The following is a 22985-nucleotide window of genomic DNA, read 5'->3' as shown; positions in this document are numbered from 1 at the left end:
CATGGCAACGCTTGAAATCCGCGACCTGCACGTCACCGTCGAGGCCGACAACGCCACGAAGGAGATCCTCAAGGGCGTCGACCTGACCGTGAAGCAGGGCGAGACCCACGCCATCATGGGCCCCAACGGGTCCGGCAAGTCCACCCTCGCGTACTCGCTCGCCGGTCACCCCAAGTACACGGTCACCGGCGGTTCGGTGACCCTGGACGGCGAGGACGTCCTGGAGATGACCGTCGACGAGCGCGCCCGCGCGGGCGTGTTCCTCGCGATGCAGTACCCCGTCGAGGTCCCCGGCGTCTCGGTCTCCAACTTCCTGCGCACCTCCGCCACCGCCGTCCGCGGCGAGGCGCCCAAGCTGCGCACCTGGGTGAAGGAGGTCAAGGAGACCATGGAGCGGCTCCAGATCGACCCGGCCTTCGCCGAGCGCAACGTCAACGAGGGCTTCTCCGGCGGTGAGAAGAAGCGCCACGAGATCCTCCAGCTGGAGCTCCTCAAGCCGAAGGTCGCGATCCTTGACGAGACCGACTCCGGTCTCGACGTCGACGCCCTGCGGATCGTGTCCGAGGGCGTCAACCGGGTCCGTGAGACCGGCGAGGTCGGCACGCTGCTGATCACGCACTACACGCGGATCCTCCGTTACATCAAGCCCGACTTCGTGCACGTCTTCGCCAACGGCCGCATCGCCGAGTCCGGCGGTGCCGAGCTCGCCGACAAGCTGGAGAACGAGGGCTACGAGGCATACGTGAAGGGTGGCGCTTCCGCGTGACACAGCTGCCGGGCCTCCTCGACACCGAGGCGATCCGCAAGGACTTCCCCCTTCTGGATCGCACGGTCCACGACGGGAAGAAGGTCGTCTACCTGGACAGCGCGGCGACCTCGCAGAAACCGCGCCAGGTCCTCGACGCACTCAACGAGTACTACGAGCGCCACAACGCCAACGTGCACCGCGGTGTGTACACGATCGCGGAAGAGGCCACGGCGCTGTACGAGGGCGCCCGTGACAAGGTCGCCGCGTTCATCAACGCGCCCAGCCGCGACGAGGTGATCTTCACCAAGAACGCCTCCGAGTCGCTGAACCTCGTGGCCAACATGCTCGGCTGGGCCGACGAGCCCTACCGGGTGGACCATGACACCGAGATCGTCACCACGGAGATGGAGCACCACTCCAACATCGTGCCCTGGCAGCTGCTCTCGCAGCGCACCGGCGCGAAGCTGAAGTGGTTCGGCATCACCGACGACGGCCGTCTCGACCTGTCCGACATCGACGAGATCATCACCGAGAAGACGAAGATCGTCACCTTCACGCTGGTCTCGAACATCCTGGGCACGATCAACCCGGTCGAGAAGATCGTCCGCCGCGCCCAGCAGGTCGGCGCGCTGGTCTGCATCGACGCCTCGCAAGCGGCCCCGCACATGGTGCTCGACGTGCAGGCGCTCCAGGCCGACTTCGTGGCCTTCACCGGCCACAAGATGGTCGGCCCGACCGGCATCGGCGTGCTCTGGGGACGGCAGGAGCTCCTGGAGGACCTGCCGCCGTTCCTCGGCGGCGGCGAGATGATCGAGACCGTGTCGATGCACTCGTCGACGTACGCCCCCGCGCCGCACAAGTTCGAGGCCGGTACGCCCCCGATCGCGCAGGCCGTCGGCCTCGGCGCGGCCGTGGACTACCTCTCGTCGATCGGCATGGAGAAGATCCACCGCCACGAGCAGGCGATCACCGAGTACGCGGTGAAGCGGCTGCTGGAGGTCCCCGACCTGCGGATCATCGGTCCGGCGACGGCCGAGGACCGCGGCGCCACGATCTCCTTCACGCTCGGCGACATCCACCCGCACGACGTGGGCCAGGTGCTCGACGAGCAGGGCATCGCGGTCCGGGTCGGACACCACTGCGCACGGCCGGTCTGTCTGCGGTACGGAATTCCCGCGACGACGCGAGCGTCATTCTATCTGTACTCCACGCCCGCCGAGGTCGATGCCCTGGTGGCCGGCCTGGAGCACGTACGGAACTTTTTCGGATGAGGGACGAGCGGCTGAGGTTGACTGGTGAAGCTTGATTCCATGTACCAGGAAGTGATCCTGGACCACTACAAGCACCCCCACGGGCGCGGCCTGCGGGACGGCGACGCCGAGGTGCACCACGTCAATCCGACGTGTGGCGACGAGATCACTCTCCGGGTGAAGTACGACGGCGAGACCATCGTCGACGTGTCGTACGAGGGTCAGGGCTGCTCCATCAGCCAGGCCAGTGCGTCCGTGCTGAACGACCTCCTGGTCGGCAAGGAGCTGGGCGAGGCGCAGAAGATCCAGGAGACCTTTCTGGAGCTGATGCAGTCGAAGGGCCAGCTGGAGCCGGACGACGCCATGGAGGAGGTGCTGGAGGACGCCGTCGCGTTCGCCGGTGTCTCCAAGTACCCCGCCCGGGTGAAGTGCGCGCTGCTGAGCTGGATGGCGTGGAAGGACGCGACGGCGAAGGCGCTGTCCGAAGGGAAGACGGCATGAGCGAGAACACGGTGACTTCCGAGGAGACCCCGGTGACCTCCGAAGAGACCCCGGTGAACAAGCCGGCCTCCGAGGAGGAGGTCCGCGAGGCCCTGTACGACGTCGTCGACCCCGAGCTGGGCATCGATGTCGTCAACCTTGGGCTGATCTACGGCATCCACATCGACGACGCCAACATCGCCACCCTCGACATGACCCTGACGTCCGCGGCCTGTCCGCTGACCGACGTCATCGAGGACCAGGCGAAGTCGGCGACCGACGGCATCGTCAACGAGCTGCGGATCAACTGGGTCTGGATGCCGCCGTGGGGTCCGGACAAGATCACGGACGACGGGCGGGAACAGCTGCGCGCGCTGGGCTTCAACGTCTGATCCCACCGCGTCGTACGCGGAACCCCCTTGCGTGTCACCCCGTACGCGTCGCCGCGTTCGCTGTCGTGCCGCGTCGCACGATGTGGCAGCGCGGGGCGGCGCGTGGCATCCGTACCGACCGACGAACGGCCTCCGGTTCACACCGGGGGCCGTTCGCCGTGGTGGGCGAGGACGGCGTGCGGGTCTCCCGCGACGGGGGCGTGGTCCATGTGCACGGTCGCGGCGGTCAGCCGGGGCACGGCGTGGACGAGGGCGTGCTCGGCGGCGACGGCGATGCGGTGGGCCTCGACGACGGTCAGCCGCGGATCGACGACGACCTCGGTCTCGGCGCGCAGCTCATGGCCGATCCACCGCATCCGCACGCGCCCGGTGTCCAGGACGCCGTCGACGTTCCGCAGGGCGGAGTGGGCGGCGGTGACGAGGCCGGGGTCGACGGAGTCCATCAGACGTCGGCAGACCTCGCGGGCGGCGTCCTTGAGGACCATCAGGATGGCCACGGCGATGAGCAGGCCGACCACGGGGTCGGCGGCGGGCAGGCCGAGCGCCGCGCCGCCCGTGCCCAGCAGGACGGCCAGCGAGGTGAATCCGTCGGTCCGGGCGTGCAGCCCGTCGGCGACCAACGCGGCGGAGCCGATGCGGCGCCCGGTGCGGATGCGGTAGCGGGCCACCCATTCGTTGCCGATGAAACCGATGAGCGCGGCGGCGGAGACGGCCCACAGGTGGGTGATGTCGCGGGGGTGGAGCAGCCGGTCCACCGCCGCGCAGGCGGCCAGGACGGCGGAGGCGGCGATGGTCGCGACGATCAGGACGCCGGCCAGGTCCTCCGCCCGGCCGTAGCCGTAGGTGTAGCGGTGGTTCGCCGCCCGTCGGCCGAGGAGGAAGGCGACCCCCAGCGGGACGGCGGTCAGCGCGTCGGCGGCGTTGTGGACGGTGTCGCCCAGCAGGGCCACCGACCCCGACAGGGCGACGACGGCGGCCTGGGCGACGGTCGTGGCACCGAGGACGACCAGTGAGATCCACAGCGTGCGCATGCCCTCGCGGGAGGCTTCCATCGCCGTGTCGACCTTGTCGGCCGTTTCGTGGCCGTGCGGCGTGACGAGGTGCGCGAGCCGGTGCCGCAGACGCGCGGTGCGGGAGACGCCGTGACCGGGCCGGCGTCCGGCCTCGCCGGGCGTGTGGCCGTGGCTGTGCGTGCGGCTCCCTGCGTGGCCGTGTCGGCCGTCGTGGCCGTGGTCGGGGAGCCGTCCGTGGTCGTGGCGGTCGTGTGCGTGAGTGTGCCGATTCCCCTCCATGCGGTTCACGGTGGCACACGAATCCGATTGCGGCTACAGCCGTCGTACGCCCTGTGACCAGGTGCGATGTGCTCGCAACAGCGCTGCTGTGGCGCCCGGTGCCGACGGCCGGTACCGGCCCGGCGCGCCGAACCGGACACAGAACGTACGCCCGAAGTCTGCTCGGTGTGCCCGGTGTCGTCGCGGGTATCGGAGCCTTTCCGCACCTTCCGCACCTTCCGCGCCACCACGCCGACGAGAGGCATGCCGTGCTGCACACGTCTTCGTTACGGAACCGCCGGACGGCCGCCGCCACGGGCGCCGTTCTCGCGCTGACCGCCTTCGGGCCGAACGCCCCCGCGCACGCCGCGAGCTACGGGACGCCGACCATCGGGCTCTCAGTCTCCTACCTCTCCGGCGCCGTCGGTGCGACCGGCGACCCCGTGGTCACCGTCACCGTCGCGCAGAGCGGTGCCGACGCCGGGGCGCTCACGGTGGCGGCGTCCGCCAGCTCCAAGCCGTCCGTCGCCGGGGCCGGCGATGTGACCGTGGCCGGGACGGGCACCACCCGGACCCTGTCCGTCGCCGCCCGCGGGCGCGGTTTCACCGACCTCACGATCAAGGTCACCGGACTCGGCGGCAGGACCGCCACCAAGAAGCTGCACTACGCGGCGTCGGCCGCCGTGCGGGACGCCGCCGACACGCGCTACCTCACCGGCTCGTCGGACGCCTCGGCCGCCGTGGACGTCGGCGGCGGCTACGCGGTCGTCGCCGACGACGAGTCCAACACGCTGCGCCTGTACGACCGTTCCGTCTCCGGCGCGCCGCTCAGGAGCTGGGACGTCGGTCCGGAGCTCGGGGTGTCGAAGGAGATCGACATCGAGGCCGCGGCCCGGGTCGGGAACACCATCTACTGGACCGGTTCGCTCGGCAACAACAAGAGCGGCGAGTACAAGGCCGACCGCAACACGGTGTTCACCACGACGGTGACCGGGACGGGGGCCGACACCCGGCTGACGATGGGCGGCTCGTACAAGAGGCTCCGGGACGACCTCGTCGCCTGGGACGAGGCGCACGGCGACCGGTTCGGATTCGCGGCGGGGACGGCGGACGGCGAGGTGCCCAAGCAGATCGACGGGTTCAACATCGAGGGCCTGGAGTTCGCGCCCGGCTCCACGACCACCGCGTACCTGGGCTTCCGGGCCCCTCTCGTGCCGCCGAAGACGGGCGGCAAGGCGCTGATCGTGCCCGTCACCAACTTCGACAGGGTGGTCGGCGGCGGGGCGAAGGCGGTCATCGGCACGCCGATCGAGCTGGACCTCGGCGGGCTCAGCATCCGCGACATCCGGAAGAACGCCGCCGACCAGTACCTGATCGTGGCCGGTTCCTGGGCGGCCGACGACAACTCCGATCCGTACGCCCTCTACAGCTGGGACGGGGTCGCCGCCCACGCCCCGGTCAGGCGGCTGGACCTGCCCACAGGCGACCCGGGCGGCTGGGAGGCCGTCGTCGACGTCCCGGACCTGACGGTGCCGGGCGCCCGGGTCCAGCTGATCACGGACTCGGGGTCGGCCGATCTGTACGGGGACGGCACGGAGGCGAAGGACCTCGACCACGCCGAATGGAAGAAGTCGCGCGCCGTCCGGTTCACCGTCGGCGACTGACGGCACGACGGGCACCGGCCCGGTCCCTGGTCGCCGGGCCGGAGGCCGCTCGGAAGTGCCGGGCGCCGGGTCCCGGGCGCCGCGAGCACCGCTACGGGCCGTGCGGGCCGTACGGGGTCGGAGCGGCGGCCGCCGCCTCGGCCAGGACCGGGCCCAGGTTCTCCGTACGCATGCGCCGGTCGACGTAGAGAAGCCCGATCACCAGCTGGGGGAACGTCGCCGAGATGAACTGGCCGACCAGCTGCCCCAGCAGCATGATCACCATGTAGCCGCTCATGGCGAGGACGACCGAGGCGGGGTTCGGGTCCGCGTCGAGGGTCGCGCCGCCGATGGCGCCGGAGAACATGCCGAGGAACGAGAACGGCATCTGGATCATGTAGCTCGCCACCGCGGCCATGGCGAGGCCCAGCAGGGCGATTCCGAAGATCCGCCACCAGTCGCCGCGCACCAACTGCGCCGAGCGGCGCATGGCCGCCACCGGTCGCAGGCCCTCGAAGACCACGGCGGAGGGGGCCAGGCTGAACTTCACCCAGAGCCAGGCGGCCAGCGGGGCGGTGGCGAGGGCGCCCAGGAGCCCGAAGGCGGACCACAGCACGGCGGCGCCGGCGCTGTCCGACAGGGTGATCACACTGACCACGAGGGCGATGAAGCCGACCATCGCGAGCACGACGGGGATCATCACGACCAGGGACACGAGGATCACCGTCCCGGCCACCGACGGTACACGGGACCAGGCCCGGCGCCAGACGGCGGAGAAGGTCGTCGGCCTGCCCAGCACCGCTTCCTGGAGGACGGTCGGCACCGCCGCGTAGACCAGGGCCGTCGCCAGCACGAAGGTGACCACGCCGACCAGCCAGACGGCGCCCAGACCGGTCAGCACCGGTACGACATCGCCCGCCGCCGGGTCCTCGTCCGCGCTGAGCTCCAGGAGCCGGCGCAGGTGCTCACCGGCCGCCGCGTACGCGACCAGGGCCGTCACCGCCACGACGGCCAGCGTCCCGCCGTACGCGGCCCCGCCGACCCCGAGCAGCTGCTTCCAGTAACGGCCCGTCGTGCCGAAGGCGCCCCCGAGTATGTCCGCGAGCTTCAGGGGCGCCAGCGGTATCACTCCGGGCTTCGGCGGCGGCATCCAGCCACCCCAACCGGGCGGTCCTCCGTAGGGCGCTCCTCCGTACGGTGCCCCGCCACCCCACCCTGCGTCCTGCGTCACTGCTGCTCCGTCGTGTCTCGTGTCCGTTGCCGCCGTCCGCGCCCCGGTCCGGGACACCGTAGCTCCCCATCGGCGAGAAGTCGTCGTACCGTATGAGGAGCGGCGATGCGTACACTCGTACACATGGGTTACGGACTGCTTGCCGCGGCGATCGCGGCGGAGGTCGCCGGCACGACGGCGATGAAGTACAGCGAGGGCTTCACCCGGCTGTGGCCCTCGCTGATCACCGTCGTGGGCTACCTCACCGCCTTCACGCTGCTCGCCCGGGCGCTGAAGACGCTCTCGGTGGGGACCGCCTACGCGATATGGGCCGGTATCGGCACCGCCGCGGTCGCCGCCATCGGCGTCCTCTTCATGGGAGAGTCCGGCGGCCCGGTCAAGCTCGCGGGCATAGCGCTCGTCATCGCCGGAGTGGTGGTGCTGAACCTGGGCGGGGCCCACTGATGGCCCGCCGGTACGACCCCGAGCGGCGTGATCGCATCATCGACGCCGCGATCCGCGTGGTCGGCGCCAAGGGCATCGCGGGCCTCAGCCACCGTTCCGTCGCCGCCGAGGCCGATGTGCCGCTGGGCTCGACGACGTATCACTTCGCCTCGCTGGACGAGCTGTTGATCGCCGCGCTGCGCCGGTCGAACGAGAACTTCGCGAAGGTCATGCGGGAGAGCCGGGCCCTCGCCGACCCCGCGGCCGACCTCGCCGAGGAACTGGCCCGGCTGCTGGGGGAGTACTTCCGCGGCGGGCGGGGACGCGCGGAGCTGGAGTACGAGCTGTACCTCGCCGCACTCCGCAGACCCGCGCTGCGGCCCGTCGCCGCCGAGTGGACCGAGGGCGCGGCCGAGCTGCTGTCCCGGCGCGCCGATCCGGCCACGGCGCGTGCCCTGATCGCGCTCATGGACGGGATCTGCCTGCAGGTGCTGCTCACCGGTGGGGAGTACGACGAGGCGTACACGCGGGAGATGATGGGGCGCGTCGTCGGCTGACCGGTCCTCGGCGCGTGGTGCGTTGCCGACGTGTGGCGTCCGGTGTGCGCCGACCATGGCGGCTGCCCGCCGACCGACGACAACGCCGCCAGGCGCCGCCCATCGGCACGCGACGCCGCCCCGCCTCTGCGCGCGACCTCTTACTCGTCCGGCCGGGCCGCTCCTCGTACGGCCTGCAGCGCCGCCCGTACGCTCGCCTCGATGTCCGTGACCGGGTACAGCGCCTCGCGGATCGTCCGGTCCCGGTCGACCACCAGCGTCAGCCGCTTCAGCCGGCTGACACCGGCCGCCCGGAAGGTCGGCAGCCGCAGGGCCGCGGTCAGATCCAGCTCGGCGTCCGAGAGCAGCGGGAAGCGCAGCCGCTCCGCCGCCGCGAACGCCCGCTGCTCGTCGGGCCGTTGGGTGGACACGCCGTGCACGGTCGCGCCGGCCTTCGTGAACTCGGCCAACTGGTCGCGGTATGTGCAGGATTCGAGCGTGCAGCCGCTCGCGCCCGGGATGCCCGCCCAGCCCGGCGGATAGGCGTCGCGGCGGGCATAGGCGCCGGGGAAGCAGTACAGGACGGTGCGCGGTGTGTCGGCGACCGGGTCGCGCCACTCGCCGTCGTGGTCCAGCAGGCGCAGTTCGGGCAGGCGGGTGCCCACCAGGGCGTGCACCCGGGCCGCCTCCTTCGAGTTCTCCGCGGCCGTCGCCATCACGTCCCCTTCCCCCATGACCCAGGTGTCGCCCCAGTCCTGGAGCGCGATCAGCACGGGCAGCAGCGCGTGTCCGCGCGGGGTGAGCCGGTACTCGTACCGGGGCGGCCGGTCCTGGTACGGCTCGCGCGACAGCACGCCCGCGTCGACCAGCAGCCGCAGCCGCTCGGTCAGCACCTTGCGGGACACGCCCAGTTCCGACTGGAGCGCGTCGAAACGGCGCACTCCGCGTGCCGTGTCCCGCACGACCAGCAGGGTCCACCAGTCGCCGACGACGTCGAGCGCCTGGGCGATCGCGCAGTCGGCGTCGGCCAGGCTGGTGCGCTGGGGCATGGGATTCTCCGTGGGTCTCCGGTTCTCCGGGTCTCCGGGTCTCCGTTCCCGGCCCGTCGCCCGGATCGGCGCCGGGGAACCATGATGCCATGGTCGGTTCCCAAAAGAGACCGAGTGCGGTCCGGGAAAGGTCCGGGAGTCCCGGTGAGCCCTGCGGGGAGCGGGCGCGGCCTTCCGGGGGGCTTGCCGCGACCACCCGGCGAGACCGGTTGGCTCCGATCACACATGCCCGGTTAGGTTTCGTGCATGAGCGATACGACTTCTCCCCGCACCACCGGCGCCGTCGCCGCCGGCCTCGCCACCGTCGCAGGTGACGGTTCCGTTCTCGACACCTGGTTCCCCGCGCCCGAACTCGCCGACGCCCCCGGCCCGGCCGGGACCGAACGGCTCACTCCCGACCAGGCCGTCGACCTCCTCGGCGCGGGTGCCGCCAAGGCCATCGGGGTGGACGCCCGGCGCGGTGTCGAGGTCGTCGCCGTACGCACGGTCATCGCCTCGCTCGACGACAAGCCGCTCGACGCCCACGACGCGTACCTGCGTCTGCACCTCCTCTCGCACCGTCTCGTCCGGCCGCACGGCCAGAACCTGGACGGCCTCTTCGGGCTCCTCGCCAACGTCGCCTGGACCTCGCTCGGCCCGGTCGCCGTGGACGACGTCGAGAAGGTGCGGCTGAACGCCCGCGCCGACGGTCTGCACCTCCAGGTCACCTCGGTCGACAAGTTCCCCCGGATGACGGACTACGTCGCCCCGAAGGGCGTCCGGATCGCCGACGCCGACCGGGTCAGGCTCGGCGCGCACCTGGCCCCCGGCACCACCGTCATGCACGAGGGCTTCGTCAACTTCAACGCGGGCACCCTGGGCACGTCGATGGTCGAGGGCCGGATCTCCGCGGGCGTCGTGGTCGGCGACGGCTCCGACATCGGCGGCGGCGCCTCCACGATGGGCACCCTCTCCGGGGGCGGCAAGGAGCGCATCGTCATCGGCGAGCGCTGCCTGATCGGCGCCGAGGCCGGGGTCGGGATCGCGCTCGGCGACGAGTGCGTCGTCGAGGCCGGGCTCTACATCACGGCGGGCACCCGCATCACGATGCCGGACGGCCAGATCGTCAAGGCTCGTGAGCTCTCCGGTGCCTCGAACATCCTCTTCCGCCGCAACTCGGTCACCGGCACGGTCGAGGCCCGTCCGAACAACGCGGTGTGGGACGGTCTCAACGACATCCTGCACAGCCACAACTAGGGCGTGTTTCGAAAGTCCCGTCCGGCCCGCGACGCCCGGCACGGCGCCTCGCCACGTTGTCGGGATCGTCCACGTACGCCCAGTACGAGGACGACCCTCCGCCTTGCGATGCACCGCACCGGACGCCGCAGGCCCCGCCCTTCGGGCGGACGACGCTACTTCCGAAACACGCCCTGGGGCCCCCGGGGCAGGAGAGAGAGTGCCCGTCCTCCGCTCCGTGTCGGCGAGCAGTTCCTCGTAGGCTCCGCCCGGCCCGTCGGTCGCCCCGCGCCCGGCGGGCCTCCTGGGCTCCGGTGGGCTCTGGCATGATCGAACGCCTATGCGGCAGGCCGACGTGGGGGCGGGTGCATGAGCGTGTGGGCACGGAGACGGGCACGGATGCGGGCAGGCGCGATCGCGGGGGCAAGGGCACGAGAACGGGCGGGAACCGGGGCCGGGAGACGGGGACCGGCGGCGGCCGTGCGCGTGGCGCTCACGACGGGGGCTCTGGGGCTGTCGCTCTCGGCATGCGCGGGGTTCCTCGTACCGGCGGGCGAGGGCGAACCGGAGTCGGCTCCGGCGGCGATGCCGAGCGCGTCGTATCCGCCCGGCTCCGTGCACGCCGACGAGCTGCCCTCGCCCTTCCCGAGCGTTCCCGCGGAGCTCCTCGACCGGCCGTCGCCCCCGTCGGCGCAAGGGCCCGCCCCCACGCCCACCGCGAGCGGCCGGGCGGACTGTCCGTCCTCCGGGGTCGTCGTCGGCATGGGCGGGATCGAGGCCGCGCTGGGACATCGGGCCGTCGGGCTCACCCTCACCAACTGCGGCGGCAAGCCGTACCGCGTCCACGGCTACCCGTCCGTCCGGGCCCTGGACGGGGCGGGCGACCCGCTGCCGGTGCCGGTGAACCCGGCCTCCTCGTACATGGGGACCGATCGGGGCCCGCAGGAGGTCGTGCTGAAACCGGGGCAGACGGTGCGGTCGCTGCTCGCCTGGGTCTCCACCCCGACCGGCGGCGACCTCGTCGAGGGCGACGCGCTGGAGATCGCACCGGCCCCCGGCATGGAGGCGCGCGTCTTCCCGCTGGAGGGCAGCGACGTGCGGCTGCTCGACGAACTGAACATGACCGCCTGGCGGACCGGCCCCGCGTAGTGCGGCACGGGCGCCGCGCCCCATGGATGGTCGGTGTCGCGTCGCGCGGGCGGGGTCAGCGGCGTGCCATGTAGAGCGTGAAGGCCCGGTGGAGCAGCTTGTTGATGGGGTAGTCCCATTCACCGACGTACTCGGCGGCCCGGCCACCGGTGCCGACCTTGAAACGCAACAGGCCCAGCAGATGATTGTCCTCGGCCAGGGTGTCGGTGATCCCGCGCAGGTCGTACACCGCCGCGCCCCGCTCGTGCGCGTCGCTCATCATGCGCCACTGGATCGCGTTGCCGGGCTGGACCTCGCGCTTGCGGGCGGTCGAGGCGCCGTAGGAGTACCAGACGTGGTTGCCGACGGTCAGCATCGTCGCGGCGGCCAGTGTCTCGCCCTCGTGCTGGGCGAGGTAGAGCCGCATGCGGTCGGGGTCCTCGGCGCGCAGCGCGGTCCACATGCGCTGGAAGTAGCCGAGCGGGCGGGGGGCGAAGCGGTCGCGCTCGGCGGTCTCGCGGTACAGCTCGTAGAAGACCGACAGGTCCTCGTAGCCGCCCTCGTCGACCTTGACGCCCGCCTTCTCCGCCTTCTTGATGTTGCGCCGCCACTGCTGGTTGAGACCGGTCCGGACCTCCTCCAGCGACCGCCCGGCGAGCGGCACCTGGAAGACGTACCGGGGCTGCCCGGCGGCGAAGCCGTCCTCGCCGTCCTCCTCGCCCCGTCGCCAGCCCATCCCGCGCAGCCGGTCGACGAGCGCGGCGGCCCGCGGATCGTCCGCGTCCGCCCGTACGTCGCGCAGGCGCCGGGCCGCCGGGTCCGCGACGGCCTCCTTGACGGTCTCGGCGTCCCAGTACCGGGCGATCACCGGGGGGCCCATGCGCACCGCGAACGCGCCGCCCGACTTCAGGTGCGCCAGCATCGGCCCGAGCCACCGCCCCGGGTCGGGGTCGTTCCAGTCGATGACGGGGCCCTCCGGCAGATAGGCCAGTGTGCGCCTCGTCCGGGGGATCGGACGGTGGAGCACGAGCGCCGCTCCGGTGAGCTGTTCCCGGCCGGTGCTGTCCGGTTCGAACCAGCCGATGCTCTCCGCGCGCCAGTCGGATTTCACATCGCCCCACGACGGAACCTGCATATGGCTCACGGCGGGCCTGCTCGCGACGAATGCCAGATGTTCCTCGCGGGTGATCGCCCTGAGGTGCGGGTTCATGCGGTGCTCCGATCGTCTTCCGGTTCCGGCCGTCTTCCGGCTCATTCGGTCATCCGGCCCGGTTCGCCATCCGGTTCTGCTCGCCATCCGGTTCGGTTCGTCTTCTGGTCCGCTCGCTCTTCCGGTCCTCTGGTCCTCTGGTCCGCTGGGTCCTCTGGTCCGCCCCGTTCGTCCCATCGGTTCCGGCGGCGGGAGCGCCGTTGACCTCGAGCGTGCTTGACGTAGCAGTGTGGCCGTCGGCGGCGTACCGCACGGGTGCGCCGGGTCAGGAGGACCCGTCATGAGTGTGCGTTTCGAATCCCGTCCCGATCCTGCCCGCAATGACGTCGGACTGGTCAAGGCGAGCACCTGGGACGTCGGCACTCCGGAGCGCCAACGGCGGACGGTCGAGGCGATCCGCGAGGCGTGGGACAGCAGGGAGTGGCCGCATGCGGGACTGCTTTCGTACACCGTCCATACCGGTGAGGACGGAAAGACCTTGTTCCATTACACCCAGTGGAGTGGGGAGCAGGCGTACCAGGACTTCTTCCGGCACGGCCGGGACGCGCGCAACGCGGACATCGACGCCGCCGTGCCGGGCATCCGGCGGCTCGGGCTGCACAGCCTCGAAATGTACCGCTCGACGGGCCCGGGGGAGGGGGACGGGCGGGAGCCGGGATGCGTGGTGATCGTCGACGTCGAGTTCGAGGGGGCGGACAAGGCCCGCCAACGGGACTGGGTGGACACGGTGTTCGAGGCACTGGGGACCGACCCGGCGCTCGCCCCCGGAGGGATCTCCGCGCACTTCCACGTGAGCGTCGACGGGACCCGAGTGGTCAACTACGCCGAATGGGAGAGCGCTCGGGCCCACGCCGACGCGCTGGCCGCGCCCGGTGACGGGATCGGGTCCAGGACGCCGCAGTGGGAGCGCGTGCGGTCCTACCCGGGAGTGGCCGCGAGCACCGTGAACCGCTACGCGCCCGCGCTCAGCATCGGGCCGAGGACGGGCGCGTAGCAGGTGGTGCGTGGGGTACGCGGGGCGCGGAACGGGCGGGAGGGCCGTGAGCCGCCGGGGTGAACGCGGTCGGCCGCGCCCGGCCGGCAAGGGACCGTCCCGGCCCGCCACGGCCGGCTCGGGACCGTCCCGTCCGGTTCAACCGTCCCGTCCCGTTCCGCTCCGGTCGGCTCGGGGCCGTCCCCCCGCCACGGCTCACGGACGGAAGCGGAGCACCTGCGGGTCGTGGTCGCTGTTCTGCGCGGCGAACTCGGCGTTGATGTGCACGCTGTCGTACTCGAAGTCGTCGATCGACGGGCTGGTCAGGATCTGGTCGAGGACCTGGCTGTTGCCCTGGTAGACGTACGAGTAGCGCTCCGCGCGCGGCAGCGACCTCACGGCCGGGTACAGCACGCCACCGGCCGTGAGCGCCTTGGTCGTACCGGAGAACTCGAAGTCGTTGATGTCGCCGACGACCAGCACGTCGGCGTTCCTCTGGACGCTCAGCAGCTTCTTGACGAAGGTGTTGACGACCCCGGCCTGTGCGTGCCGCTGCACCTCGGACGAACGGGTCGGCGGCTGGTGCCGGGAGACGAGGGACTCGTCGCCGCCCTTGGACGCGAAGTGGTTCGCGACGACGAAGACCGTGCGGCCGCGGAAGGCGAACTCCCCGACGAGCGGCTTGCGGCTGTTCTCCCACGCCGCGTTCGCCGGGTCGATCCGGCCGGGGGAGTGGGTCAGCGCCGCCCGGCCCCGCTCCCGCACGACGCCGGTCGCCGTCGTGGCGTCGCCGCCCGCGCGGTCGGTGAACGACACCCGCTCCGGGTTGAAGAGGAACACCTGGCGGATGTTGCCGCCGGGCTCGCCGCCGTCCTTCTTGTCCTGCGGGTCGACGGAACGCCACTGGTACGCCGGACCGCCCGCGGCCACGATCGCGTCGACGAACTTCGCGACGGTGCGGTCGGCGGAGACCGTGCCGTCGTCCTTGGCGCCGTTGTCGTCCTGGATCTCCTCCAGCGCGACGATGTCGGGCGAGGCGAGGTTGTTCACCACCGCGGCGGCGAGCGCGTCGAACTTCTCCCGCGGGTCGGTCGGGTCGAGGTTCTCGACGTTGTACGTCGCCACCGCCAGTTCGCCGCGGCGCTGCTCGCGGGTCGTCTCCCGGCGCAGGCCCTTGCCGGTGACCTCGCCCAGTGTGCGGGCGGTCAGCGTGTAGCCGCCGTACTGGTTGAAGTCGAGCGGCCCCTCGGTCGTGCCGGACAGCACGTCACCGACGTCGGCGGTCGGGAAGGGGCGTTCGGCGAGCGGAACCAGCGACTGGATCTGGAGCCGGCCGGTGTTCTGCGCGTCGTACGAGCCGTAGACGGTGCCGCCCCTCCGGTTGGCGTGCTCGCGCGGCTTCACCGTCACCCACAGCTCGGCGTACGGGTCGGTGGCGCCGACCACCCGCGCGGAACCGATCCGGACGTTCATGCCCTCCAGCGACTCGTAGTGGTCCAGGGCGTAGCGCGAGGGAGCGAGGAGGAGCGCGTCGATGGAACCGCCCGCCGCCGGGTCTCCGGCCGGCGCGTACCGGGAGGGGACCGAGCGTGCGGAGATCGTCACCGGCGCGGGCAGCGGGTTGCCGGAGGACACCACCTCGACGGTGGGCCTGCTGATCTGGGTGAGCGACTGGTTGCCCGAGGCGACACCGCCCGGGACGTACTCGGTGACGGTGCCGGAGACCGTGACCGCGTCTCCGACCGCGACCGTCGGCGCGGACGAGGTGAAGACGAAGATCCCCTCGCTGGTGGCGGGGTCGGCGTCCGGGCGCGGGTCCTGGAACCAGAAGCCCTTCGAACCGTAGGTCCGCACCCCCGTGACGATGCCGGTGACACCGCTCACCTGCCGGCCGACGAGCGGGGATATGCGGGTGGAGCCCTGGATGTCGTGGATCCTGACCGGGCCGTCGGCGGAGGAGCCGGAGGGGCCGGAGCTGGGGGAGGACGGAGAAGCGGCGGATGCGGAGGAGGCGGCGGACGCGGAGGTGGTGGCAGCGCCGGTGAGCAGGCCCGCCGCGAGCGCGGCGGTGACTACGGCGGAGACGGCGGTCGTTCTGGACGATGCGGCGGGCATCACGGGCTCCGGGAGGTCGAGGGTCGTCGAGGAAGGTCGGGGGAGGCCAGGGGTTGTGACAGATGTCGGCGGTGTCGAGGGAGGTCAGGGGCTCGGGAGGAACGGCGCGGACGGGCGGGACCCCGCGCGGATCGGGAGCGCGCCCGGACAGGGTTGTCCCCGGGTTCGGGGCCGCCTCCGGTACGGGAGCGCGTACGGGCCGTAGCCCGTACGGTCGGTTGTCCGCGCGAGGGACCGACGGCCTGCGAGAGGAGCCGATGGCCTCCAGGTGGATCTACGCGCGTCAATCTCGTGTGTGCGCCGGGCAGTTGTCAAGGGCCCCCGGGAGTCCCGCCGTCGTCCTTCGCCCGAGCCGGGCGGCATGGGACGAAATGCGTCTACGCTGGGCCGCCTGACCCGGTACGCCCCGTACGCCCGAGGAGAATCACCAGATGTCCGCAGAGCGCCCCACCCTGCCGCCCGTACGGCTGCACACCGAGGCCGAGCTGGCGCGGGACGCGCTCGCCGCACCGCTGCTGGCCCGCGCCGTCCGGCTCGCGCGCTGGGCCGGCCCGGAGACCAGGGTCGGTGCCGGTGGAGAGCTGGTCGAGGCACAGCTGCCGGCTGCGGCCGAGTACCTCGGCCTCGCGGCGGACGAGGAGGGCGCGGCGGAGGCGAGCGAGGCGTGGCGGCTCGCGGTCGACACGGGGCTCGTCGACGTCGAGGACCCGGACGAGGACGCCGGACCGGACGCGGAGGGGACCGCCGCCGCGGGCGAGAACCTGGCGCTGATCATCGGAGGTTCCCCGCGGGACGTCCTCTCGATCTGGCTCGACGGCCTGGAGGCCGTCTACGCCGATGCCACCGCGCCGGTCTTCGACGACCTGGCCGACCTCGTCTCCGAGGACGGTTCGGTCGATTTCGACGCCCTGGACTGGGACCCGGAGGCCGAGGCGGAGTTCCTCGACGGGGTCCTCGGCAACCTGTACCTGCTCACCGTCGGCGACGGCGCCGGTGACGGCGGCGCACAGACGCCCCCGGTGCCGCTGCCCGCGCTCGCCGCCTCGGTGATCGTGCCGGACGACATGGTCGAACCCACCGACGACATCCTCGAAGAGGTGTCCGAGGCGATGATGCGGCTCGACGACCAGTTCCGGGTCCTCGAACCCATCGGGATCGTCGAGTACCAGCCGGTGGACGAGGCGTTGCTGGTCGAGGAGGGCGAGGACGCCGACCCGCAGGCCGACGACGAGGACGTCACCCGGTACGGCATGGTGAAGCTGACCCCTCTCGGCCTGTACGGCATCCGGGCCCGGATGCTGGAGGCGGGCGTGGACGCCCCGGCGGTCGGTGACCTCGTGGACAAGGGGGCCGACGCGCTCCTCGGCGGCATCGCCCACTACCCCGAGGCGGCGGCCCGCGCCGAGTCCGAACTGTGGCTCGCCCGCCGCGGCGCGGACGGTGCCGCGGCCGAACTCCTCGCGGCGGCGCGGGGCACGGACCAGGAGGCGCCCCTGCGTCGGCTCCACTGCCAGCAGGCGCTCTCCCTGGTCGGCGCGGAGGCGGAGCCCGCGGTGCGCGCGGTGCTGGACGATCCCGAGCTGGGCGGCCTCGCCCGGGTCTGGCTCGTGGAGCTGGGCGCGGCGGACGTGCCCGCGCCGCCGGAGCCGATGATCTTCTGGCTCGCGGTCGACACCATCGCGGCCCAACTGGAGGCCGAGGGCGATCTGGACGAGCTCCAGGGCCTCGTCGAGAGCCTGGCGGACCGGCACAGCGGCTTCTTCGACGAGGTGTGGCGGGTGGAGCACCCCGCGACGGCGGACGTCCTCGACGCGATGGGGCAGCTGCACAGCGACAAGAAGAAGGCCAAGGAGGCCCGCAAGGCGGCGTTCAAGGCGCGCTCGCGCGCGGGCGCCTGAGGCAGGCCGCACGATCGAGCGAGGCGCGAACGTCTCACGTCCCGCTCGTGGGCGGGCGCCTGAGGAACGTCGACGACCGGCGCTCGGGGGTGAACAGGGCGTGACGGGCGGGTCCGGCAGCTGCGGCGACCGGACCCGCTCGGCCGTCGCGGCGGCCGTCCGGTCGCCCGAACGCGGCAGCCGGACAAGGACTTTCGGCCGTTCGCATACTTTCGGCCGATCGCATTCGGTCAACTGCACAGGAAGGATGCCCCGGGGCGTCGCCCGCAGTTCAACTGGAGTTGGGGCAGGAGCGTCACTGTGGGCGCGCCAACAACCCGCACAGTCGTTCCAGGAGTGACGTGATGTCCTTCACGCGCAGGGAATTCACCAGACAGTCCGCCCTCACCGGTGCCGGCATCGCGCTGACCGGTACGGTCGCCGCGCTGGCCACCGCTCCCGGCGCCCTGGCCGCCGGGGACCCGAAGCACGGTCACGGCAACGGCCATGGACACGGGCACGGGCACGGTCACCCGGACGAGCCCGGCTACGGACCGCTGGTCTCCGACCCGAAGGGCGTCCTGGCGCTGCCCGCCGGGTTCTCCTACGAGGTCATCACCCACTGCGGTGTCACCAGGCTGGAGACCGGCGAGTACACCCCGTCCAACCACGACGGCACGGCCGCCTTCGAGGGCCCCCGCGGTGTCACCCTGCTCGTCAACAACCACGAGCTGAGCGGCACCCGCGCCGGCTGGGAGCACCCCGTGCCGCTGACCGAGGGCCTGGTCTACGACCCGGTCGCGGCCGGTGGCTGCACGGTCGTGGAGACCCGCCGCGACGGCCGTACCGCCGAGTGGGTCGGCATCGCCGGAACCTCCACCAACTGCGCGGGCGGCGCCACCCCGTGGGGCACCTGGCTCACCTGCGAGGAGACCGAGGACAAGGCGGGCAAGAACGGCCTGCTCAAGGACCACGGCTACGTCTTCGAGGTCGACCCGTACGACCGGCGCGCCAATCGCGACCCGCGCCCGATCAAGGCGTTCGGCCGGTACGCTCACGAGGCCGTCGTCATCGACCCCAGGCGCGGCCACGCCTACCTGACCGAGGACGCCTCGGGCCCGAACGGGCTGCTCTACCGCTGGGTGCCGCCGCACGGCTTCCGGCACGGCCGCGGCAGGCTGCGCACGCTCGCCGACGACGCCGGTGTGCTCCAGGCGTTCAAGTGCTTCGACCGCAACGGGGCGTTCGTCGACGACCTGTCCCGGGCCACGCGGATCGGCACGGTGTACGGGGTGGACTGGGTCGACGTCCCCGACCGCGACGCGAAGACCGTCTCGGTGCGCAAGCAGTTCGCGGACGGCGAGGTCACCCGCGCGCGCAAGCTGGAGGGCATGTGGTGGGGTGACGGCGGCGCGTACATCGTCTCCTCGTTCGCCCGCGCGGAGAGCCCTGGCCGGCACGACGGCCAGGTCTGGTTCTACGAGCCGAAGCGCCGCACGCTGACGCTGAAGGTGCTGCTGGGCGTGAACGCGGATCCGTCGAAGGAAGGCGCCTTCGACGGCCCGGACAACATCACCGTCTCGCCGTACGGCGGTCTGGTCATCGCCGAGGACGGCGACGGCCTCCAGCACCTGTTCGGGGCGACGGAGAGCGGCCGCACGTACCCGATCGCCCGCAACGAGCTGAACATCGGCAGCGAACAGGAGCCGGAGTACAGCGAGTTCACCGGCGTGACGTTCTCGCCCGACGGCCGGACGCTGTACGCCAACATCCAGGACCCGGGCATCATGCTCGCCATCACCGGCCCCTGGAAGCGGCAGCCGAACCGCCACTGACGCACCGTCCGCGCGGCCGGGCCCGTACGGACCCGGCCGCGTACGATTCCCCTTCCGCGTACGGGCCACTCCCGCGATGCCTACGAGCTCGCACGCGTGTGCGCTCGTACGTGCGTGCGTAAATCCCTCGCGTCCGACGCGGCTTCCCCTTTAGAGTCCTGTTCGTGCCCAGGTGCGCAGGCAGGACCTACTTCCACTCTTAATGGGGAGGCCGCGGGTTCGATTCCCGCCACCGGATCTCGATCCGGTGTAGCTCAGTGGCAAGAGCACCATCGTCGGTTCCGCCGACCTGGTTCTCTGGGCACCACAACTGCATCAGCAATGACTGCATGCACCTCCCGGTGCGCGGGCTGCGGCTCCTTCCTCAAACGAAATCGCCGCCGCCGACTCTGATCTCGGGAGGCACAGAGCCGGGAGGGTGCCCGGTGCGAAGACGACGGATACTTCCCGGATCCGACGGTTGCGGGTTCGAATCCCGCCCGGCCCCGGTCGGTAGCTCAACTCGGAAGAGCATCGGACAATTCCGTCGTCGATCCTGATCTCGGGCGCCCTCCCCTCGCTGTGCCTTCTCCCAACGAATTCGCGGGAATTCACATGGCACGCTTCAACCTCCGCCCCACCAAGTCCCGTACCAACCCGTCCCGTTCGGACAGCCGCCGGGCCGCCTCGCCGGTGAGGACGACCGGGCGCACCGCGCCGAACCATCAGGGCGGCCTGGGCTTCCTGCGCGACAACCGCTCCGAGCTCTTTCTGCTCGCGGTCGCCAACTTCGTCTCGCAGCAGACCTTTTACGAGGACGGCGAGCAGCGCGACGACCGCTTCGCCGAGCTGGTACGGATACTCGCCGTCGGCGATCCGGAATGGACCGCCGGTCTGCTCCACTGGCTGCGCCGCGACGGACAGATGCGTACCGCTTCGCTCGTCGGCGCCGCCGAGTACGTGAAGGCGCGTCTCGACGCCGGTGCCGAGGACGGCCCTTCCAACAGGCGGGTCGTCGACTCCGTCCTCCTGCGCGCCGACGAGCCCGGCGAATTCCTCGGGTACTGGACCTCGCGCCACGGCCGTGCCGTGCCCAAGCCGGTCAAGCGCGGCATCGCCGACGCCGTGCGCCGTCTCTACGACGGCAGGTCGCTGCTGAAGTACGACACCGCGTCCAAGGGCTACCGCTTCGGCGACGTCCTGAACCTGGTGCACGCCTCGCCCGACCCGGCCAAGCCGTGGCAGGGCGAGCTGTTCCGGTACGCCCTCGACCGCCGCCACCACCCGGAGACGGCCGTGCTGCCCGCCGCCGACCGCACCCTCACGGCCCACCAGGCGCTGAGGGAGATCCCGGTCGGGGAGCGGCGAGCCGTGGTCACCGGAGCGGACGGCGCGGACCGGCTGGCCGCCGCGGGCATGACCTGGGAGGCGCTGGCGGGCTGGTTGCAGGGACCGATGGACGCCGCGGCCTGGGAAGCGATGATTCCGTCCATGGGCGCGATGGCGCTCGTCCGCAATCTGCGGAACTTCGACGAGGCCGGCGTCTCGGACGAGGCCGCCGCGCGGGTGGCGGCGAGGATCAGCGACCCGGAGGTGGTCGCCGCGTCCCGGCAGTTCCCGTTCCGCTACCTCGCGGCGTACCAGCACGCGCCCTCGCTGCGCTGGGCGCACGCGCTGGAGAAGGCGCTCGGGCACTCCCTGGCCAGTGTGCCCGGACTGCCGGGGCGGACGCTGATCCTGGTGGACCGCTCGGGATCGATGTGGTCGCCGCTCTCGGACCGTTCGCAGCTCAACCGTGCCGACGCCGCCGCGATCTTCGGCACGGCGCTGGCGCTGCGGGCCGAGGAGGCGGACCTGGTGCAGTTCGGCACGAGCAGTGCGCGGGTGAAGTTCCGGCGCGCCGAGTCCGTGCTGAAGGTGCTGGAGCGCTTCGGGGACCTCGGCGGCACCAACACCGCGGAGGCGGTGCGCCGCCACTACCGGAAGCACGACCGGGTGCTGATCGTGACCGACGAGCAGGCGTCGTTCTCGTACGCGGCGGACGCCACGGCGGCCGTGCCGTCCACCGTGCCCGTCTACACCTGGAACCTGGCCGGGTACCGGAGCGGGCACGCCCCGTCGGGCGGCGCGAACCGGCACGTCTTCGGCGGCCTGTCCGACGCGGCGTTCCGCATGGTGCCGCTGCTGGAGGCCGGTCGCGACGCGGACTGGCCCTGGAGCCGTCCGGAGCCGGACCGGGCCTGAGCGACAACCCCGCGGGCGGCCGGTGCGGGCCTCACGGCCCCGCCCCGGCCGTCTCGACCACGGGCGGGGCGGTGGCCGGGCGTCGCGACGGGGCGAACGTTGCCTGATGCGGCACTACAGCGCCTGGGCGGCGGGCTTCACCATGCCGCGGACGGTGCGGGCCTTGATGAATTCGCCCATGGCCGTCATCTCCCATTCGCCGGAGAACTGCCTGATCAGCTTCGCCATCATCACGCCGGTCTGCGGCTGAGCACCGGTCAGGTCGAAGCGGACCAGCTCCTCGCCGGTGACCGCGTCGATCAGCCGGCAGTACGCCTTGGCGACCTCGGTGAACTTCTGGCCCGTGAACGAGTTCACCGTGAAGACCAGGCCGGTCGCCTCGGCCGGGATCCGGCCCAGGTCGACGGTGATCACCTCGTCGTCCCCGGCGCCCTCGCCCGTGAGGTTGTCGCCGGAGTGCTTGATCGCCCCGTTCAGGATGGAGAGCTTGCCGAAGTAGCAGCTGTCCAGGTGGTTGCGCTGGGGGCCGTAGGCGATCACCGAGGCGTCCAGGTCGATGTCCTTGCCGCGGAACGCGGGTTCCCAGCCGAGGCCCATCCTGACCTGGGAGAGCAGCGGACGGCCGCCCTTGACCAGGGACACCGTCTGGTTCTTCTGGAGGCTGACCCGGCCCTTGTCGAGGTTGATCCGGCCGGAGGGCGCAGGGGCGGGTGCGGGTGCGGCCGACGGGGCGGCGGGGGCCGGGGGAGCGGCGATCCGCGGGTCCACGGGGGGCGCGGAGGGCATCGGGGGCGCGGCGGCCGGAGCGGGCGGCGCGCTGGGCACGGCAGTCGGTGCCGGTGCCGGTGCCGGTGCGGGTGCCGGTGTGGCGGTCGGCGCGGGCTCGTCCTCGACCGAGACGCCGAAGTCCGTCGCGATGCCTGCCAGGCCGTTCGCATAGCCCTGACCGACCGCGCGGGCCTTCCAGGCGCCGTTGCGGAGGTAGACCTCCATGACCACCAGCGCCGTCTCGGTCGTCAGCCGGGGCGGGGTGAACGTGGCCAGCACGCTGTTGTCGTCGGCGTTGCGCACGGTCGCCGTGGGCTCGATGCCCTGGAAGGTCTGTCCCGCCGCGTCCGGGCTCGCCGTGACGACGATCTTCTCGATCCCGGGCGGCACCGCGGCGGTGTCCACCACGATCGCGTCCGGCGACGTACCGCCGCCCGAGCGGTACGTCACGCCGGGGCCGACGGGCTGGTTGTAGAAGACGAAGTCGTCGTCGGAGCGCACCTTGCCGGAGGCGGTGAGAAGCAGGCCCGAAACGTCGAGCCGCACCGGGGCGGAGACGTCCACTGCCACGCGGGCGGCGGACAGAGGGATGTTCGAGCCAGGGGTCATAGCGGTCAT

The 22985-nt window shown here is 71.8% G+C and carries 19 protein-coding genes and 1 tRNA gene; 14 read left to right on the top strand and 6 right to left on the bottom strand.

What is annotated here, in order from left to right:
• The first annotated feature begins 1 nt into the window (after position 1).
• The 4 genes from sufC to AB0E67_RS06360 are packed head-to-tail and all read left to right on the top strand — an operon-like array spanning position 2 to position 2870.
• Positions 2-766 (top strand): Fe-S cluster assembly ATPase SufC, encoded by a 765-nt coding sequence (sufC, locus tag AB0E67_RS06375; RefSeq protein ID WP_362021757.1) that lies wholly within the window; start codon positions 2-4, stop codon positions 764-766.
• Positions 763-2019 carry a cysteine desulfurase gene (locus AB0E67_RS06370; protein ID WP_073788543.1) on the top strand — a complete coding sequence of 419 codons (1257 nt, stop codon included), beginning with the start codon at positions 763-765 and terminating at the stop codon, positions 2017-2019. The genes sufC and AB0E67_RS06370 overlap by 4 nt, the downstream gene beginning before the upstream one ends.
• 24 nt (positions 2020-2043) lie before the next feature.
• Entirely contained in the window at positions 2044-2499 is a 456-nt protein-coding gene (gene sufU / locus AB0E67_RS06365; RefSeq protein ID WP_093899506.1) for a Fe-S cluster assembly sulfur transfer protein SufU, read from the top strand.
• Positions 2496-2870: a metal-sulfur cluster assembly factor gene (locus AB0E67_RS06360; RefSeq protein ID WP_362021754.1), complete on the top strand. Its 375-nt coding sequence runs from the start codon at positions 2496-2498 to the stop codon at positions 2868-2870. Before sufU ends, AB0E67_RS06360 begins: the two co-directional genes overlap by 4 nt.
• A 137-nt stretch (positions 2871-3007) precedes the next feature.
• On the opposite strand, the gene AB0E67_RS06355 is transcribed toward AB0E67_RS06360, so the two are convergent.
• On the bottom strand, positions 3008-4162 hold the full coding sequence (locus AB0E67_RS06355) for a cation diffusion facilitator family transporter (protein WP_362021751.1): 1155 nt from the start codon (positions 4160-4162) through the stop codon (positions 3008-3010).
• A gap of 248 nt (positions 4163-4410) precedes the next feature.
• Here AB0E67_RS06355 and AB0E67_RS06350 point away from each other — a divergent pair, with 248 nt between their 5' ends.
• The gene (locus AB0E67_RS06350) at positions 4411-5805 is read left to right on the top strand and encodes a hypothetical protein (RefSeq protein ID WP_362021748.1); all 1395 of its coding nucleotides are present in this window, start codon (positions 4411-4413) and stop codon (positions 5803-5805) included.
• A gap of 91 nt (positions 5806-5896) precedes the next feature.
• Here the strand turns inward: AB0E67_RS06350 and AB0E67_RS06345 are convergent, their stop codons facing one another.
• On the bottom strand, positions 5897-6934 hold the full coding sequence (locus AB0E67_RS06345; RefSeq protein ID WP_362021746.1) for a hypothetical protein: 1038 nt from the start codon (positions 6932-6934) through the stop codon (positions 5897-5899).
• 204 nt (positions 6935-7138) lie between these two features.
• On the opposite strand from AB0E67_RS06345, the gene AB0E67_RS06340 reads away from it, so the two are divergent.
• Together AB0E67_RS06340 and AB0E67_RS06335 are read left to right on the top strand one after the other, a co-directional pair.
• The gene (locus AB0E67_RS06340) at positions 7139-7459 is read left to right on the top strand and encodes a multidrug efflux SMR transporter (RefSeq protein WP_362023507.1); all 321 of its coding nucleotides are present in this window, start codon (positions 7139-7141) and stop codon (positions 7457-7459) included.
• Positions 7459-7995, top strand: coding sequence for a TetR family transcriptional regulator (locus AB0E67_RS06335; protein WP_362021743.1), 537 nt, complete (start codon positions 7459-7461; stop codon positions 7993-7995). Before AB0E67_RS06340 ends, AB0E67_RS06335 begins: the two co-directional genes overlap by 1 nt.
• A 140-nt stretch (positions 7996-8135) precedes the next feature.
• On the opposite strand, the gene AB0E67_RS06330 is transcribed toward AB0E67_RS06335, so the two are convergent.
• Positions 8136-9023: a winged helix-turn-helix transcriptional regulator gene (locus AB0E67_RS06330; protein ID WP_362021741.1), complete on the bottom strand. Its 888-nt coding sequence runs from the start codon at positions 9021-9023 to the stop codon at positions 8136-8138.
• 246 nt (positions 9024-9269) lie between these two features.
• Here AB0E67_RS06330 and dapD point away from each other — a divergent pair, with 246 nt between their 5' ends.
• Together dapD and AB0E67_RS06320 are read left to right on the top strand one after the other, a co-directional pair.
• On the top strand, positions 9270-10259 hold the full coding sequence (dapD, locus tag AB0E67_RS06325; protein ID WP_362021738.1) for a 2,3,4,5-tetrahydropyridine-2,6-dicarboxylate N-succinyltransferase: 990 nt from the start codon (positions 9270-9272) through the stop codon (positions 10257-10259).
• Positions 10260-10724: 465 nt separating this feature from the next.
• Positions 10725-11387 (top strand): DUF4232 domain-containing protein, encoded by a 663-nt coding sequence (locus tag AB0E67_RS06320; protein ID WP_362023505.1) that lies wholly within the window; start codon positions 10725-10727, stop codon positions 11385-11387.
• A gap of 55 nt (positions 11388-11442) precedes the next feature.
• Here the strand turns inward: AB0E67_RS06320 and AB0E67_RS06315 are convergent, their stop codons facing one another.
• Entirely contained in the window at positions 11443-12576 is a 1134-nt protein-coding gene (locus tag AB0E67_RS06315; RefSeq protein WP_362021735.1) for a peptidoglycan bridge formation glycyltransferase FemA/FemB family protein, read from the bottom strand.
• Between the two features lie 280 nt (positions 12577-12856).
• On the opposite strand from AB0E67_RS06315, the gene AB0E67_RS06310 reads away from it, so the two are divergent.
• The gene (locus AB0E67_RS06310; RefSeq protein ID WP_362021732.1) at positions 12857-13570 is read left to right on the top strand and encodes an antibiotic biosynthesis monooxygenase; all 714 of its coding nucleotides are present in this window, start codon (positions 12857-12859) and stop codon (positions 13568-13570) included.
• Between the two features lie 195 nt (positions 13571-13765).
• Here the strand turns inward: AB0E67_RS06310 and AB0E67_RS06305 are convergent, their stop codons facing one another.
• Positions 13766-15664, bottom strand: a complete 1899-nt coding sequence (locus tag AB0E67_RS06305) for an endonuclease/exonuclease/phosphatase family protein (protein ID WP_362021730.1) — start codon at positions 15662-15664, stop codon at positions 13766-13768.
• A 431-nt stretch (positions 15665-16095) separates the two neighbouring features.
• Here AB0E67_RS06305 and AB0E67_RS06300 point away from each other — a divergent pair, with 431 nt between their 5' ends.
• From AB0E67_RS06300 to AB0E67_RS06285, 4 genes are all read left to right on the top strand, one after another.
• Positions 16096-17562 carry a hypothetical protein gene (locus AB0E67_RS06300; RefSeq protein ID WP_362021727.1) on the top strand — a complete coding sequence of 489 codons (1467 nt, stop codon included), beginning with the start codon at positions 16096-16098 and terminating at the stop codon, positions 17560-17562.
• A 344-nt stretch (positions 17563-17906) separates the two neighbouring features.
• Positions 17907-19376, top strand: coding sequence for an alkaline phosphatase PhoX (locus tag AB0E67_RS06295; protein ID WP_362021724.1), 1470 nt, complete (start codon positions 17907-17909; stop codon positions 19374-19376).
• Positions 19377-19544: 168 nt separating this feature from the next.
• Positions 19545-19614 (top strand) — tRNA-Lys (locus AB0E67_RS06290).
• Positions 19615-19970: 356 nt separating this feature from the next.
• Positions 19971-21599 carry a TROVE domain-containing protein gene (locus AB0E67_RS06285; RefSeq protein ID WP_362021721.1) on the top strand — a complete coding sequence of 543 codons (1629 nt, stop codon included), beginning with the start codon at positions 19971-19973 and terminating at the stop codon, positions 21597-21599.
• 114 nt (positions 21600-21713) lie between these two features.
• Here AB0E67_RS06285 and AB0E67_RS06280 read toward each other — a convergent pair whose 3' ends face one another.
• Positions 21714-22985, bottom strand: coding sequence for a TerD family protein (locus tag AB0E67_RS06280; protein ID WP_362021719.1), 1272 nt, complete (start codon positions 22983-22985; stop codon positions 21714-21716).

Origin of the sequence: Streptomyces sp. NPDC032161 (genome assembly GCF_040636995.1) — a bacterium.
GTDB lineage: Bacteria > Actinomycetota > Actinomycetes > Streptomycetales > Streptomycetaceae > Streptomyces.
The sequence above is the reverse complement of the archived record's forward strand: the minus strand, read 5'-3'. Positions and strand labels throughout refer to the sequence as shown.